General features: G+C 63.3%; 15 protein-coding genes. 6 read left to right on the top strand and 9 right to left on the bottom strand.

All coding sequences use genetic code 11. The features are described from left to right. Nucleotides 1-3: 3 nt before the first annotated feature. From AB4N98_RS02285 to AB4N98_RS02260, 6 genes are read right to left on the bottom strand one after another with little or no spacing between them, the layout of a single operon-like run. The gene (locus AB4N98_RS02285; RefSeq protein ID WP_065877804.1) at nt 4-1,308 is read right to left on the bottom strand and encodes an MFS transporter; all 1,305 of its coding nucleotides are present in this window, start codon (nt 1,306-1,308) and stop codon (nt 4-6) included. A gap of 51 nt (nt 1,309-1,359) precedes the next feature. Next, entirely contained in the window at nt 1,360-1,752 is a 393-nt protein-coding gene (locus tag AB4N98_RS02280) for a tautomerase family protein (RefSeq protein ID WP_017528299.1), read from the bottom strand. A 44-nt stretch (nt 1,753-1,796) separates the two neighbouring features. Next, a complete protein-coding gene (gene hpaD, locus AB4N98_RS02275; RefSeq protein WP_017528300.1) occupies nt 1,797-2,654 on the bottom strand; it encodes a 3,4-dihydroxyphenylacetate 2,3-dioxygenase in 858 nt (285 codons plus the stop codon). Between the two features lie 50 nt (nt 2,655-2,704). After that, complete coding sequence (gene hpaE, locus AB4N98_RS02270) at nt 2,705-4,165, bottom strand: 5-carboxymethyl-2-hydroxymuconate semialdehyde dehydrogenase (protein ID WP_065877806.1); 1,461 nt, start codon at nt 4,163-4,165, stop codon at nt 2,705-2,707. A 5-nt stretch (nt 4,166-4,170) separates the two neighbouring features. Further along, entirely contained in the window at nt 4,171-4,941 is a 771-nt protein-coding gene (locus AB4N98_RS02265) for a fumarylacetoacetate hydrolase family protein (RefSeq protein ID WP_017528302.1), read from the bottom strand. An 11-nt stretch (nt 4,942-4,952) separates the two neighbouring features. Further along, complete coding sequence (locus AB4N98_RS02260; protein WP_460149200.1) at nt 4,953-5,612, bottom strand: fumarylacetoacetate hydrolase family protein; 660 nt, start codon at nt 5,610-5,612, stop codon at nt 4,953-4,955. 169 nt (nt 5,613-5,781) lie between these two features. Here AB4N98_RS02260 and hpaA point away from each other — a divergent pair, with 169 nt between their 5' ends. From hpaA to AB4N98_RS02230, 6 genes are all read left to right on the top strand, one after another. Next, nucleotides 5,782-6,687: a 4-hydroxyphenylacetate catabolism regulatory protein HpaA gene (gene hpaA / locus AB4N98_RS02255; protein ID WP_017528304.1), complete on the top strand. Its 906-nt coding sequence runs from the start codon at nt 5,782-5,784 to the stop codon at nt 6,685-6,687. 171 nt (nt 6,688-6,858) lie between these two features. Continuing rightward, a complete protein-coding gene (hpaR, locus tag AB4N98_RS02250; RefSeq protein WP_017528305.1) occupies nt 6,859-7,281 on the top strand; it encodes a homoprotocatechuate degradation operon regulator HpaR in 423 nt (140 codons plus the stop codon). A 164-nt stretch (nt 7,282-7,445) separates the two neighbouring features. Next, entirely contained in the window at nt 7,446-8,438 is a 993-nt protein-coding gene (locus AB4N98_RS02245; protein ID WP_026067289.1) for a helix-turn-helix domain-containing protein, read from the top strand. A gap of 67 nt (nt 8,439-8,505) precedes the next feature. Then, the gene (locus AB4N98_RS02240; RefSeq protein ID WP_017528307.1) at nt 8,506-9,438 is read left to right on the top strand and encodes a SphA family protein; all 933 of its coding nucleotides are present in this window, start codon (nt 8,506-8,508) and stop codon (nt 9,436-9,438) included. 10 nt (nt 9,439-9,448) lie between these two features. Then, on the top strand, nt 9,449-10,681 hold the full coding sequence (locus tag AB4N98_RS02235; protein WP_065877812.1) for an MFS transporter: 1,233 nt from the start codon (nt 9,449-9,451) through the stop codon (nt 10,679-10,681). A 16-nt stretch (nt 10,682-10,697) separates the two neighbouring features. Next, nucleotides 10,698-12,149 carry an amidase gene (locus AB4N98_RS02230; RefSeq protein WP_460149199.1) on the top strand — a complete coding sequence of 484 codons (1,452 nt, stop codon included), beginning with the start codon at nt 10,698-10,700 and terminating at the stop codon, nt 12,147-12,149. Here the strand turns inward: AB4N98_RS02230 and AB4N98_RS02225 are convergent. The 3 genes from AB4N98_RS02225 to ddpC are packed head-to-tail and all read right to left on the bottom strand — an operon-like array spanning nt 12,146 to nt 15,041. After that, nucleotides 12,146-13,153 (bottom strand): oligopeptide/dipeptide ABC transporter ATP-binding protein, encoded by a 1,008-nt coding sequence (locus AB4N98_RS02225; protein WP_460060481.1) that lies wholly within the window; start codon nt 13,151-13,153, stop codon nt 12,146-12,148. The two genes, AB4N98_RS02230 and AB4N98_RS02225, sit on opposite strands and share 4 nt — an antisense overlap. After that, a complete protein-coding gene (locus tag AB4N98_RS02220) occupies nt 13,150-14,184 on the bottom strand; it encodes an ABC transporter ATP-binding protein (protein ID WP_460149198.1) in 1,035 nt (344 codons plus the stop codon). The genes AB4N98_RS02225 and AB4N98_RS02220 overlap by 4 nt, the downstream gene beginning before the upstream one ends. 2 nt (nt 14,185-14,186) lie before the next feature. Beyond that, nucleotides 14,187-15,041 carry a D,D-dipeptide ABC transporter permease gene (ddpC, locus tag AB4N98_RS02215; protein WP_460064024.1) on the bottom strand — a complete coding sequence of 285 codons (855 nt, stop codon included), beginning with the start codon at nt 15,039-15,041 and terminating at the stop codon, nt 14,187-14,189. Nucleotides 15,042-15,086: the final 45 nt, after the last annotated feature.

Below are 15,086 nucleotides of genomic sequence, written 5' to 3'. Positions count from 1 at the left end.
CTCTTAGTGAGGGTTGACGATGGCCGCCTGGGTGCGCAGCACCAGCACGCCACCGAGTGCAATCAGCAATGCCAGGACGTACAGGGCCAGGCTGGCGCTGTGGGTGGTGTCGCGCATCCAGCCGATCAGGTAGGGCGCGAAGAACGAAGCGATGCTGCCCAAGGAGCTGATCAAGGCAATGCCGGCGGCCTGGGTGTGGTTGGACAGGAACGCTGGCGGTAGCTGCCAGAACATCGGCAACGCCGCGCTGGCGCCCATGCCGGCGATGATCAGGCCGCCCAGCACCAGGGCCGGGTTGGCCGGGGCGAGCCCGGCGATGGCGATGCCGCCCGCCGCCATCAGCAACGGCACGCACAGGTGCCAGCGGCGTTCACGGTGCCGGTCGGACGAGCGCCCGCAGCCGATCATGAAAAAACAACCGGCCAGGTACGGCACCGCACTGAGCAACCCGACCTTGCCGTCGCTGCCGACCCCGGCGCCGTGAATCAGCGTCGGCATCCAGAACGCCAAGGTGTTGACCGCCAGCATCACCGCGAAATACACCGCCACCAGCAACCACACCTGGCGGTTGTGCAGGATGGCGGAGAACGAGGTGATGGATTTGCGTTGTTCTTCGCCGTGCAGTTGCTCGCGCAGTTGTTGTTTTTGCGCAGGCGTCAGCCAGGTAACGGTCTCGAAACTGTCCGGCAGGCATTTGAGCACCACCAGCCCGAGCAGGATGACCGGCGCGCCCTCGATCACGAACATCCACTGCCAGCCGCGCAGGCCGCCCAGGTCATGAAAATGTTCGAGGATGCCGCCCGAGAGCGGCCCGCCGATCACCCCGGCCATCGGCACCGCAATCGCGAACAAGGCGGTGATTTGCGCACGCCGGCCTGCCGGGTACCAACGGTTCAGGAACACCAGGATGCCCGGAAAGAAACCCGCCTCGGCCACCCCGAGTAAAAAGCGCAGCACATAAAAGCCCATCGCGCTGTCGACCAGGAACATGCAGGTCGACAGCGCGCCCCACACCACCATCAGCGTGGCAATCCAGCGGCGCGGGCCGACACGGTCCAGGGCCATGTTGCTCGGCACGCCGAACAGCGCATAGGCGATGAAGAACAGACCGGCACCGAAGCCATAGACGGTGTCGCTGAAGTTCAGGTCGGTACTCATCTGCATCTTGGCGAAGCCGATGTTGATGCGGTCGAGGTGTGCGAACAGATAACAGATCAACAACAGCGGCATCAGCCGCCAGGTGATGAGGCCGTGTGTGCGGTCGCGGGCGATGGTGGCCGGTGTGTCGGCGGTATTGGCTGTGCTCATGGTTTTATACTTTTTGTCTGAGAGGCCGATGGAACGAACGGGCAGGGCGGGTTAGCCCACCTGTGCCTTGAGGAAAGCGTGCACATTGTTCTGCTTGAAATTGAGCTGTTCGTGCAGTTCGACCATTTCAAACGACAAGGCCAGCAGGCGTTGGGCTTGCAGCGCGGCGAAGTGCGCGGTGATCACCTCGAAGAGTTTTTCGGCGACCTTCTGCCGGGTTGCCAGGTCGCGGCCATGGCCGACTTTCAGGGTCATGTGCACGAAAGCGTAGTCGTGCTTGCCGTCAGCCATGCGCCAGGTGTCCAGGCGCACGCCACGGCTGCGGATGCCGCCCAGCGGGAACACGCCGCTGTCACCCAGGGTGGCGTGGACTTTTTCGAACAGGCCGGGCAGGTCCGCCTGCTGTTCGAGGTTGTCGGTGTACTCAGCGATGAAGTGGGGCATGGTGGCTCCTTCTGGCCGCGCGGGGATGCCGGGCGGCCATGCGGTCAAACAGGGAAAATGGCGTTGATCTGCCCGGTGCCCGAGCTGCCGAAGGGTTCGGTGATGATCTCGGCGGGCTGGGTGTAATCCGGCCCGCCAAGCAACCCCAGAAGCATCGCGGTGTCGTGCATCTTGCCTTCGCCAAAACAGTGCTCGGCGTAGTCGGGGAGCATGGCGCAGAATTCTTTCCAGCGACCCTGGCGCCACAGCTCCACCACATGCAGGTCGACCTGCTTGTCGAACTCGCGCGTCCAGTTGTGGATATTGGCTTCGGCGTTGCGGTCGTCGCTGAAGCGGTGCGACAGCGACCCCGAGGCCAGCACCACGACTTTGCGATCGCTCTTTTCGATGGCCCGGCGTACGGCGGCGCCGAAGGTGAAGCTGTCTTGCAGGCGGTGCCAGGCGCACCAGGCGGCAATCGAGACCACGTTGAGTTTCTGATCGTCCGGCACGCCCATGTGCATGTAGCGCATCGGCACCAGCGTGCCGTATTCCAGCTCCAGGCTCGGAATGTTGTGGGCCAGGGTACGCACGTCGGCGGCGTTGGCCTCCAGCGCGATCAGCTCGCCCAGCTCCGGGCAGCCCGGGTACTCGTACTCCATGTTCTTGATGAAGTGCGGCAGTTCGTTGCTGGTGTAGATACCCTTGAAGTGCTCGCCGCTGTTGACGTGATAGGCGCTGTTGACCAGCCAGTGCACATCGAACACCACGGCGGTATCGGCGCCCAGTTCGCGGGCACGCCGGCCGATTTCCTTGTGGCCGGCAATCGCCGCCTCACGGCAGCCATGGTGTTTGCCGGGCAGCTCCGACAAATACATCGAGGGGACGTGGCAGATTTTCGCGGCCAGGACGACTTCGCCCATGATGATTCTCCTGAAATTGTTGTTGTTGTCTTAGGGGATTTTGGTGTTGCTCAGACGCCCCAGCGTGGAATGTGATGACTGCCCATCGAGATGCACACGTTCTTGATTTCGGCGAACACCTCGAAGCTGTACTGGCCGCCTTCACGGCCGGTGCCGGAACCTTTCACCCCGCCGAACGGCTGGCGCAGGTCGCGCACGTTCTGGCTGTTGATGAATACCATGCCGGCTTCGATGCCATGGGCCAGACGATGCGCCTTGCCGATGTCCTGGGTCCAGATGTAAGACGCCAGGCCGTATTCGGTATCGTTGGCCAGTTGCAGGGCGCTGGCTTCGTCCTTGAACGGAATCAGGCAGACCACCGGGCCGAAGATTTCTTCCTGGGCAATGCGCATGTTGTTGTTCACATCGGCAAACACCGTCGGCTGGATGAACTGGCCTTTGCTCAAGTGCGCCGCCAGGTTGGCCGGGCGCTCCAGGCCGCCGGCGAGCAGGGTGGCGCCTTCTTCGAGGCCGATCTTGATGTAGCCGGTGACCTTGTCGTAGTGGGCCTGGGTGATCATCGAGCCGACCTGGGTCTTCGGGTCTTGCGGGTCGCCGACAATCAGGCGTTTGGCGCGCGCGGCAAACTCGGCGACGAACTGCGGGTAAACGCTTTCCTGGATAAAGATCCGGCTGCCGGCGGTGCAGCGTTCGCCGTTGAGCGAAAAAATCGTAAACAGCGCCGCGTCGAGGGCACGCTCAAGGTCGGCGTCTTCGAAGATCAGCACCGGCGATTTGCCGCCCAGTTCCATGGAGTATTTTTTCAGCCCGGCGGTCTGCATGATCTTCTTGCCGGTGGCGGTGCCGCCGGTGAACGAAATCGCGCGCACGTCCGGGTGGCGCACCAATGCATCGCCGGCGGTGGCGCCGTAACCCTGGATCACGTTCAGCACGCCATTGGGGATGCCGGCTTCGACGGCCAGGCGCCCCAGTTCGTTGGCGGTCAGCGGTGACAGCTCGGACATCTTCAGCACGGCGGTATTGCCCAGCGCCAGGCATGGCGCGGTCTTCCAGGTGGCGGTCATGAACGGCACGTTCCATGGCGAGACCAATGCGCAAACCCCTACCGGTTGGTACAGGGTGTAGTTGAGCATTTGGTCATCGACCGGGTAGCTGTGACCGTCCATGCGCGTGCAGACTTCGGCGAAGAAATCGAAGTTGTGTGATGCACGTGGAATCAACACGTTTTTGGTCTGGTGAATCGGCAGGCCCGTGTCCAGGGTTTCGAGTTCAGCCAGGCGCGGTACGTTCTGTTCGATCAGCTCGCCGAGCCTGCGCATCAGGCGCGCGCGTTCTTTGGCGGGGGTGCCGGCCCATTTCGGAAAGGCTTCCTTGGCCGCCGCCACCGCCTGCGCCACTTCCTCGGCGCCGCCGCTGGCGACTTCACCGATGGCGTCACCGGTGGCCGGGTTGTAGTTGACGAACACGTCTTTGCTTTCGACCTCACGGCCGTTGATCCAATGGTTGATCATGCTGTTCAAGCCTCTTTACGGGCGTTGAAGAACGCCGCTTCGCTGACAATTCGATTGACCAGGCGGCCTACGCCTTCGACTTCCACCACCACTTCATCGCCGGGCACGACGTCGGCCAGGCCTTCTGGCGTACCCGTGGCGATCATGTCGCCGGGCTGCAAGGTCATGAAGCTGGACAGGTATTCGATCAGGTAGGGGATGTCGAAAATCATGTCCTTTGTGCTGCCTTCCTGGCGCAGCTCACCGTTGATCCAGGTGCGCAGCCTCAGGTTGCTCGGGTCGGGCACATCGGCCACGTCGATGAGCCACGGGCCGACAGGCGTGGTGGCGTCGCGGTTTTTCACGCGCAGGTTGGGGCGGTAGTAGTTTTCCAGGTAGTCACGAATGGCGTAGTCGTTGCACACCGTGTAGCCGGCCACGTAGTCCAGGGCGTGTTCGCGCTTGACGTTGCGCGCAGGTTTACCGATGACGGCCACCAGTTCGCACTCGTAGTGCATGTAGGCGACGTTATCCGGGCGCCAGGTCACCTGGTTGTGGCCGGTGTAGGTGCCGGGGGACTTGATGAAGGCCAGCGGCTCGGTGGGCGGCTTGAACGCCAGTTCGGCGGCGTGGTCGGCGTAGTTCAGGCCCAGGGCGAACATGCTGCCGGTGGCCGGTGGCAGCCACTGGACCTGGTCCTCGGCCAGCAGCCGACCATCGGCCAGGCGCACGGCGTTGTTGTCTTCGACATGGGCGAGGTGGACTTCGCCTTCAAATTGGATACGGGCGTGTTTCATGCAAGCTCCTGTTACTCGGCCACGACGTGGTTGGCGAGGCGGCCCAAACCGCTGATTTCAACTTCGATGGTGTCGCCCGGCTGCACATCGACACGACCTTGCGGGGTGCCGGTGATCAACACGTCGCCGGCGTGCAGGGTCATGAACTCGCTGATTTCGGCGATCAGCAAAGGAATGTTGCGCACGAAGTTGGCGGTGGTGTCTTGCTGGCGAACCTCACCGTTGACGTACAGCGTGATCGCCAGGCTATGGGGGTCGGTGACTTGCGCGGTGGGGATCAACTCGGGCCCCACGGCACAAAAACCATCACGGCATTTGGCTTTGACGGCAGGGCGGTAGTAGCTGTCTTCGGGCAAGCTGAACTCATTGACGATGGTGTAGCCGGCGACGTAGTCGAGGGCTTCGGCGGCGCTTACACGGCTGGCGCTTTTGCCCATCACCACGCCCAGCGCCGGGCCAGGTTGCAAGCGTTGGCCCTGGCCTGGATGTACCACCGCGGCGCCGTGCCGATTGCGCGTGTTGGGCGTCTTGATAAACAGCACCGGTTTGATCGGCGGCGTTTGATACGGCGGCTGTTCGAATTCGCCAAAGCGCTGTTTGAGCAGCCCCTGGTAGTTCAGCGCGACACCGAACAGGGTGCCGGTCGCGACGTCATGCAAGGCACGGCTCATGCTTTCTCCTGGCAGAGCCATGGGTGGCTCCGTTTGTTAATGTGTTAACAGTTATAATTAAGATGTTAACTATCGTCAAGCGTGGCAAACGTTCTTCACGGTGGTTGCGCTGCGCGATTCGGTGCAGGATGGGCGCCACGGCAATCACAATAAAAACGAGTAGCGTGCGATGACTGACCGCCAACCCATCCCCAACATCAACATTGGCCAGGTGTACGACCAGCGCTACCGCGACGCGCAGGTGCATTACGACCGGCTGGCCAACCTGGCGGGTTTCTTCGGACGCAACATGCCGGTGCACCGGCATGACCGGTTCTTCCAGGTGCACTACGTCAAGAGCGGCACCGTGCGCGTGTACCTGGACGACCAGCAGTACGTCGAGTCCGGGCCGATGTTTTTCCTCACGCCGCCTACCGTGCCGCACTCCTTCGTCACCGAGGCCGACAGCGATGGGCACGTGCTGACGGTGCGCCAGCAGTTGGTCTGGCAACTGATCGAGACCGACCCCAGCCTGGCGCCGGCCGGTGCGCAATTGCCGGCGGCGTGCGTCGCGCTGGCACACCTGGGCCCGCACTACGCGAGTGAAATACGCCGGCTGGATTTTTTGTTCGATGAGTTGAGCGAAGAGGTGGACGCCCGTCGCCCAGGGCATGGCGCGGCCCTGGACAGCTTGACGCGCTTGATCATGGTCAGCCTGTTGCGGCTGTGCTCCCATTCGTTGAAAGCCACGCCCGCGCGGCACGAAGACTTGAAGATCTTCCACCGTTTCAACGAACTGATCGAAGCGCACTACCTGCAACACTGGCCGTTGTCGCGGTATGCGCAAGGCATCGGCGTGACAGAGGCGCGCCTCAACGATGTGTGCCGACGCATCGCCGACCTGCCGTCCAAGCGCCTGATCCTGGAGCGCCTGATGCAGGAGGCCAAGCGCCTGCTGTTGTTCACCGGCAGCTCCGCCAACGAAATCTGCTACCAGCTCGGGTTCAAGGACCCGGCCTATTTCAGTCGTTTTTTCCAGCGCTACGCACAGCTCACGCCGGGGGAGTATCGCCAGCGGCAATTGGGTTTGCGTTGAGCCAGGCATGGGCCGTTGCGCCTTGGTCTTGTTGATTTCGTCGGGTCAGCATGACCAGCGCGGCGCTCGCACAGAATGGCTTTTACACGGAACCGATTGCACTTTTCACAGGCTTGCGTGCGCCGGGCGGCGACACTAAGCTGCCGACTCGATCATCCACGTGGTGCCGATATGGCCAACCCCAGACCTTCGCTGACCCTGACCCTGCTGCAAGCCCGTGAAGCCGCCATGGCGTTTTTCCGGCCGGCGCTGAACAAGCATGAACTGACCGAACAGCAGTGGCGGGTGATTCGCATCCTGCGCCAGCAGGGCGAATTGGAAAGCCATCAACTTGCCCAGCAGGCCTGTATCCTGAAACCCAGCATGACCGGCGTATTGACCCGCCTGGAGCGCGATGGCCTGGTGCGTCGGCAAAAGTCCAGCCAGGACCAGCGGCGCGTATTCGTCGGCCTCACCGAACGCGGCCAGCAGTGTTTTGTGTCGATGAGCGAAGGCATGGAAAGCAACTACCGCAAGATCGAAGAACAGTTTGGCGCGGAAAAAATGGAGCAGTTGCTGGGCCTGCTCAACGAGCTGAAAAATATAAAGCCGTGATGCGCAAAAAATCGTTAACAGATGAACGTATTGGCCCGCGGGCGACCTGTGTTGGTCCCGCGCACTATCCCTTTTCGGCACAAATGCGCGACCTGTCCTGAGTTCGGAATGGAACTTGCCTTGTAGGTGACCCGTAAGCCTTGCAACTGAAAAAGGTCGGGTCCATGAACAACAATAATGAGCGGATGCCCGCGGTTTCGAAGACGGTGCGGTCTATGCCGCCCCTCCAGCGCTTCCTGACGAGTGACATCGATGAGCACGCCCGCAATATGCAGGGCTGGCAAGTTCGCTACGATCAGTTATCGCCGGGTGCCTTTGAAGGCGAGCTGATTGAGTTCCGCTCGGGCTGGATGCAACTGGCCCGCGACCGCTCTAATCAAGCCATGATCAAGAGCGGAGAAGCCTGGGACGGTGCGATCACCTTCAGCTTGCCGCTGAGTGCGCATGGGCCGGTGTACTGTGCCGGGCACCCGATTCACGACCCCAGCCTGCTGGTTGCCCACGGGCGCAACCTGCCCGAGCTGCATACGCCCCAGCACCTTGACCTGCTCAGCGTGGCGATTGACGAGCACGTGCTGCAACACATTCTGGAACGACAGGGCAGCCCCTTTCGAATTACCGATCTTCCCAAGTGTTACCGTTTGGGCGACTCACCGGTGCAACAGGCACTCTCGTCCTTGTTCGACGCACTGGCAGGGTGCGAGCAAAAGCGTGACGCGCTGTTCGGGCATGACGCGATCCGTCGCGGCATCCGCGATACGGTGATGCTGCACGTACTGGAGCTGATTGCGCCGGACCAGGCGCCACCCCTGAACCCCACGGCGCGTAAACGAATGGTCGACCGCGCCCGCGAGTACGCGCTCAGTCATCTCGATGAGCCGCTGTCGATCCTCGACCTGTGCAACCACATCGGCGCCAGCCGGCGCAAACTCCAGTACTGCTTCCAGGAAACCCTGGGGATCAACCCGGTGGCCTATTTGCGTGCATTGCGCCTCAACGCGGTGCGTCGCGAACTGCGTATGAGCATGCCGCCGCAAGGGGTCCAGGCCGTGGCGGCGCGCTGGGGTTTCTGGCACCTGAGCCGGTTCTCGGGCGATTACCGCACCATGTTTGGCGAAAGCCCTTCGCAGACCCTGCGACGCGCTCAACTCTGCTGAAAACGGATAACCCGCCCCCAGCGCTGCTCAATACGATGGCCCACACCACTTGATGGGAGGGCATTCGATGAGCAACAACAATAACGCAAGCGCCGCACGCATGACGCTGTTCACCCTGGGGTTGCTCGGCTGCTGCGCCGCGGCCCAGGCTACCGAGAACGGTGCGCCGACCACGGCGGTCGGGGTGTATGACTTCGGCGCGGGGATGATGCCGCCGGCCACGCCGTTCGGCACGCTGGGGCTGCGAACGGCGTTCTATTCGGCCAACGTGCAGAAGGATCGCCACGGGCGCTCCGTCGACAACCACTTCTCACTGGATGTGTTGTCCATCGGCGTCGCCTACATGCGCATGACGGATCACACCGTGCTGGGCGCCAACTACGGCTACGGGGTGGTGGTGCCGTTCTTCAAGATGGACGCTTCCGTCAAGGTGCCGACGCCGGTCGGGCCCTTGCATCTGGAAGCCGATCCGTTCCGAATGGCCGACATGCAATTTCTGCCGCTGATCCTGCAGTGGAACCTGTCGCCGAACCTGTTCATCAACACCCAGTTGCAGATCCAGGCACCCACCGGCGACTACGACAAGAATCGCTTGATTTCCCCGGGGCTCAACCACTGGACGTTCTCGCCGATCGTCAACGCCACCTACATCACCGACAGTGGCTTTGAGGTGTCTTCAAGCTTTGAAGTCGACGTCAACACGCGCAACCCCGCGACCGACTACAAAAACGGTGTCGAGTACCGCCACGAATTTGCCGTGGGCCAGCATGTGGGTCCCTGGACCCTGGGCCTGGGCGGTTACTACTACCGCCAGTTCAGCGATGACGACGCGCCGGGGCTGCAATCGGGCAATCGCGCACGAGTGTTGGCGGTGGGGCCGGCGGTGAGCTACTTCAAGCCCGGCCTGCCACCCATCTGGCTGCATGCCTACAAGGAAACCGACGCCCGCAACCGGGCCGAAGGCTACACCGTGGCGCTGCGTATTTCTCAAAGCTTTTAAGGGGCTGGCCATGAACCCATTACGTTCTGATAGCGCATCACCCCGTCAAGCCACCGGGCGCCGCGAAGGGCTGGTGCTGATGCTGGGCAGTAGCCTGACCATCATGGGCGCGGTCATGGTGGCGCCGGTGCTGCCCAAGCTCGGCGCCGAGTTCGGCCCGCTGCAATCGCATGCCGACATGCTGGTGCCGCTGGTGGTTACCGGGCCGGCATTGGCGATTGCAGTGTGCGCGCCCCTGGCCGGCTGGTTGGCCGACCGGGTCGGGCGCAAAAACTTGCTGATCCTCGCTACCTTGCTCTACGCCGTGCTCGGCGCGTTGCCGGCGGTACTGGACAATTTGCCGACCATTGTGGGGATACGCCTGTTGTTCGGTGCCGCCGAAGCGGCGGTCATGACCTGTTGCGCCACGCTGATCGCCGACTATTGGCACGGCGAGGAACGCATGCGCTACATCAACCGGCAAGTGGTGACCATCGGCCTGGTGGGCGCGCTGTTCTTCGTAGTGGGCGGGGCGATGGGCGAGCATTCCTGGCGCCAACCGTTCCTGCTGTACCTGCTGCCATTGTTGCTGGTGCCGGTGATGATGAAAGTGCTGTGGGAGCCCGCGGCCAGCCGACAGCCCGTCGATAGGCCTGAAGAGGGGCGGGTGGCGATCCTGCCCGTGGTGATCGGTTACCTGCTGATTCTGTGCGGCATGATCCTGAGTTTTGTGGTGCCGATCCAGGCGCCGATTCTGCTGGTCGGCCTGGGCGTAACGTCGAGCACGATGATCGGGCTGTCAGCGGGGTTGAGCCTGCTGGCGACCCTCGGCGGTTCGCTGGCCTGGCCGTTGCTGCGCCGCCGCATCGGTATCGCCGGCTGCAACGCGTTGCTGCTGACGTTGCTGGGGTTGGGGCTGTGGCTGCTGATGCGCGGGCAAAGCTACAACGCAGTACTGCTGGCGGTGCTGATTCACGGCCTGGGCGCCGGGCTGCTGGTGCCCAACGCGATGGCGCCGGTGATGAATGCCCTCAGCGCCAGAACCCGTGGGCGCGGCCTGGGCGGGTTCACCTCTTGCCTGTATTTCGGCCAGTTCGTCAGCCCGTTGGTGGTGGCACTGCTCAGTGCCCGCTCTGGCGACCTGCGCCTTTCCATTCAGTGGCTGGCGTTCGCCAGTGTGGTCTCCGCCCTGGTCTGGGCGCTGGCCGGCCTGCAAGCGCGACGCAAGGCGGCGACCCGAACGTTCGGCTCAAGTCATTCGTAATCAAGAGGACATGCACATGGACATCCACAACCTGCTGGACACCGAAGACGCCACCGGCTTGGCCGAGTGGCTGCGGCGCGGCGAGCTGCAACCCGGCGAGCTGCTGGAGGCGGTCATCGACCGCATCGAGCTGGTCGAGCCGCAGCTCAATGCCGTGGCCGAGCGCCTGTACGATTCGGCCCGTGAAGCCGCTCGCACCCTGCAGCCCGGTGCCGGGGTGTTTGCCGGCGTGCCGACGTTGATCAAGGACCTGTTCTCGCCGGTCAACGGCGCGGCCATGACCAATGGTTCCCAGGCGCTGGGAGGGTTTCGCGCCGACTTCGACGCTGAGCTCGTGACCCGTCTGCGCCGAGCCGGTTGCGTGATTGCCGGTACCAGCACCTCGCCCGAATTCGGCACCTCGTACTCCACCGAGTCCAACCGCTTTGGTGCCACGCGCAACCCTTGGAACATCAGCCACAGCGCGGGCGGTTCCAGCGGCGGCGCGGCGGCCCTGGTGGCGGCGCGCGTGGTGCCGTTTGCCCATGGCAACGATGGCGGTGGTTCGCTGCGCGTGCCGGCCTCCTGCTGCGGGGTGTTTGGCCTCAAGCCGAGTCGCGGGTTGTTACCTTCGGGGCCGATGATTGGCGAAGGGTGGGCGGGGATGGGCACGCCCCACGCCATCACCTTGTCGGTACGCGACAGTGCCGCGTTGCTGGATGCGACGGCGGGTATCGACCTTGGGGCGCCATACGCCGCGCCCTTGCAGGCGCAGCCCTATGTCTCGGCGCTGCAACGTGATCCACGGCCGCTGCGGATTGCACTGGTGGAGCAACTCGGGCCGTGGGCGACATCCAGCGAAGCGGTCGAATCCGTGCGCGCGGCGGCCAGGCTGTGCGAATCCCTGGGCCACCGTGTCGAGTCGGTGAGTCTGCCGGTGGCGCTGCCGGAGTTTCTCGATCAGGTGTTTACCATCATTGGCGCCAGCACCCGTCATTACCTCGACGTATTGGGCCAGATGCGCGGCTTTGCGGTGCAGCCCGAGGAGCTGGAGGCGCGTACGCGGATCATCTTGCGCAGCAAGGGCGAGGTCAGTGGTGCGCAGTACGCCGGCGCGGTGGAGTGGATCCATGCGTTGGGCCGGCAACTGGCGGTGTTCATGCAGAACTACGACTTGATCCTCACGCCGACCCTGGCCCGTGCGCCGGTACCGATCGGTGAGCTGGACCTGCAGGACGACCGCTTGAGCCTGGAAGAGTTGATCGAACGCTTCCACAGCTACTCGCCGTTCACCGCGCTGTTCAACGCCACCGGGCAGCCGGCGATGTCGGTACCGTTGCACTGGAGCGCGGCCGGCCTGCCGATGGGGGCGCATTTTGCTGCGCGTTTTGGCGAAGAAAGTACCTTGTTCGCGCTTGCTGCACAGTTGGAGCGGGCGCAGCCGTGGCGGGGGCGGGTACCGCCGATCAATGCCTGTGCCGCGCGCTAACCGGCCGGTTGGGTTGGCAGCCCTTGCCCGGCTGACGCCAGGTGGCATCTGACTTGCTCAGTGCCACTGGAGCGGCTGGCCGGCAGTAACGCTTGAGGTCGTTCACAGCCAACCGTCGCCTGCGGGCAGCGATCACGGAAAAAGCAGCCTTTGGGCAAGTTGCGATTGCCGGGCAACTCGGTCGGTGCCGAGACATGCGCATCGTCCACGCGGGCCCCCAGGCGGGGAACGGCTTCGAGCAACAAGCGCGTATAGGGATGGCGCGGATGCTCCAGCACCTGCGCCGCAGAACCCAGCTCCACCACCTGTCCCAGGTACATGACGGCCACCCGGTCCGCCATATGGCGCACCACCGATACGTTGTGGGAAATGAGGATATAGGTCAGTTGCCGAGCGCGCTGCAGCTCACTCAACAGATTGAGGATTTGCGCCTGTACCGAAATGTCCAGCGCGGAGGTGGGCTCGTCCAGGACGATAATGTCCGGGTCCGACGACAGCGCCCGCGCGATCGCGATGCGTTGGCGCTGCCCGCCGGAAAACTGGTGAGGGTAGCGGTCGAGATACTCAGCCCGGATGCCGACCTGCGCGGCGACTTTGGCGGCAATGTCGCGCATATTCTGGCGGGGAGCGCTACGTTGTACGTAGAGCGGTTCAGTGATGATTTTCCAGATCGGCAGGCGTGGGTCCAGCGAGGACTGCGGGTCCTGGAAGACGATCTGCACATGGCTGCTGCGCTCGCTGTCGGTGTTGTACACCCAATCGAGCCGGCCTGACGTGGGTTTGATCAAGCCCATCAACAGTTGCGCCAGGGTGCTCTTGCCGCAGCCTGATTCGCCGACGATGCCCAGGGTTTCACCGGCCTGCACCTGCAGGTCAATGCCATTGAGCGCGTGTGCCACGGCTTTGGGTCTTCCCAACCAGTCAGTGCCCATCGGGTAGTGCACCCTGACGTCCTGCAAGCCCAGGATGGGCGGGCGGGTGGCGAGCGTGGCGATGTCATTCATGAGTGCAACTCCAGGGATGAGGGGGAGGGCGCCTCGACCAACCAACACGCGCTTTGGTGGCCGGTTGCGGCATCGACGGTCTGCATCGGCGGGCGCTCGGCACAGCGCGCCATGGCATGGGGGCAGCGGTCGCGAAACGTGCAGCCTTCGGGCAAGGCGGCCAGGTTGGGCACCTGGCCTGGGATGGTCATCAGGTCCTGACCTGGCTCGACCTGTTCCGGCAAGCCACAGAGCAAACCCTTGGTGTAAGGATGACGCGGCTCAGCCATTACCTGGGCGGTCATGCCTTGTTCGACCACCGCGCCGGTGTACATCACGTACACCCGGTCGCAAAACTGCGAAACCAGGGCCATGTCGTGGGTAATCAGCAGGATCGCAGTGCCCCGTTGGCGAGCCTTTTCGCGCAGCAGCAACAAGACCTGGCGCTGCACGGTGACGTCGAGCGCGGTGGTCGGCTCGTCGGCGATCAACAATTGCGGATCGCAGGAGAACGCCAAGGCGATCATGACCCGCTGGCGCATGCCGCCGGACAGTTCGAACGGGTAACTGTGCATGACCTGCTCGGGGTCGGCGATGTGCATGTCGCGCAGCAAGGCGATGGCTTTGGCGCGGGCTGCGCACGTGCTCAGCTTTTGGTGATGAATGATCACATCGAGCATCTGCCGGCCGATACGCCGGGTCGGGTTGAGTGCGGTCATCGGCTCTTGGAAAATCATCGCGACGTCTTTGCCACGCACCTTGAGCAACTCTTTTTCCGCCGCGCCCAGCATGTCTCGTCCCAGAATGCGCAGCGCCCCGCTTTTGACCGCGTAGGCGCGTTCCGGCAGCAAGCGCATGCTCAGCATGGCGGTCACCGATTTTCCCGAGCCCGACTCACCGATCACGCCGACAATTTCGCCGGCCTTGACCTCCAGGGAGACACCGTTGAGCGCTTTTACGGTGCTGCGGTATGCCGGGAATTCAATCCGCAGGTTGTCGATGGACAGCACGGGTTCGCGTGAATGGGCAGTGACCTGTGGCTGGATAGGCATGCTCATTTCCCCTGCTGGCGTGGGTCGAGCAGGTCGCGTACGCCGTCGCCCAATAAGTTGAACCCGGTCGCGGTGATCAAGATTGCGACCCCTGGAAAGGTGGAGTACCACCACTGGTCAAGAATATAGTTGCGTCCGGTGGCGACCATGGCGCCCCATTCGGCGGTCGGTTGCTGCGCACCCAGGCCGATGAAGCCCAAGGCGGAGGCCATCAGGATCGCGCTGCCGATATCCAGGCTCAGTTGCACCAGCAGGGGCGGCATGGCGTTGCGGGCGACATGCCAGCTCACCATGTGCCAGCGCCCCGCGCCGAAGGTTTCGGCGGCTTTCACGTAGCCCATCTGCCGAATGCTCAGGGCCTGGCCGCGCGCCAGGCGCACATAGAACGGCACTCGTACCAGGGTAATCGCCAGCATCGCATTGAACAGGCTGGGGCCCAACGCGGCGGCCAGCGCCATGATCAGCACCAGCGACGGCACCGACAGCATGATGTCCATCACACGCATCACCAGGCGGTCGAAGCGCCCGCCAATGATCCCGGACATGCAACCGAGCAAGCCACCGGCCAGGCACGACGTGAAGGCCACGAACAGGCCGACGCCCACCGATTGCCGGCTGCCGTACAGCACCCGGCTGAACAGGTCACGCCCGACTTCATCGGTGCCGAACCAATGCTGCGCCGAAGGCGCCGCCAGCCGCTGCGCCAGGTTCAATGCGTTGGGGTCATGGGGCGCGAGCCACGGTGCGAACAGCATCACCAGCAGCACCGCGAGGGTGATCAGCAGCCCGGCCATGGTCAGCGGGCTGCGCCTTAGCTGGTGGGCCAAGTACGCGAGCTTGTCCTGCCAGCGGTTCATTTTCGGCAGCGGTTTGACGGCAGGTGCAACCAGGGAATCAGACAT

The organism is Pseudomonas sp. S3_E10, assembly GCF_054667615.1.
Note: the sequence above shows the minus strand (reverse complement) of the source record. Positions and strands in the feature narration are given on the sequence as shown.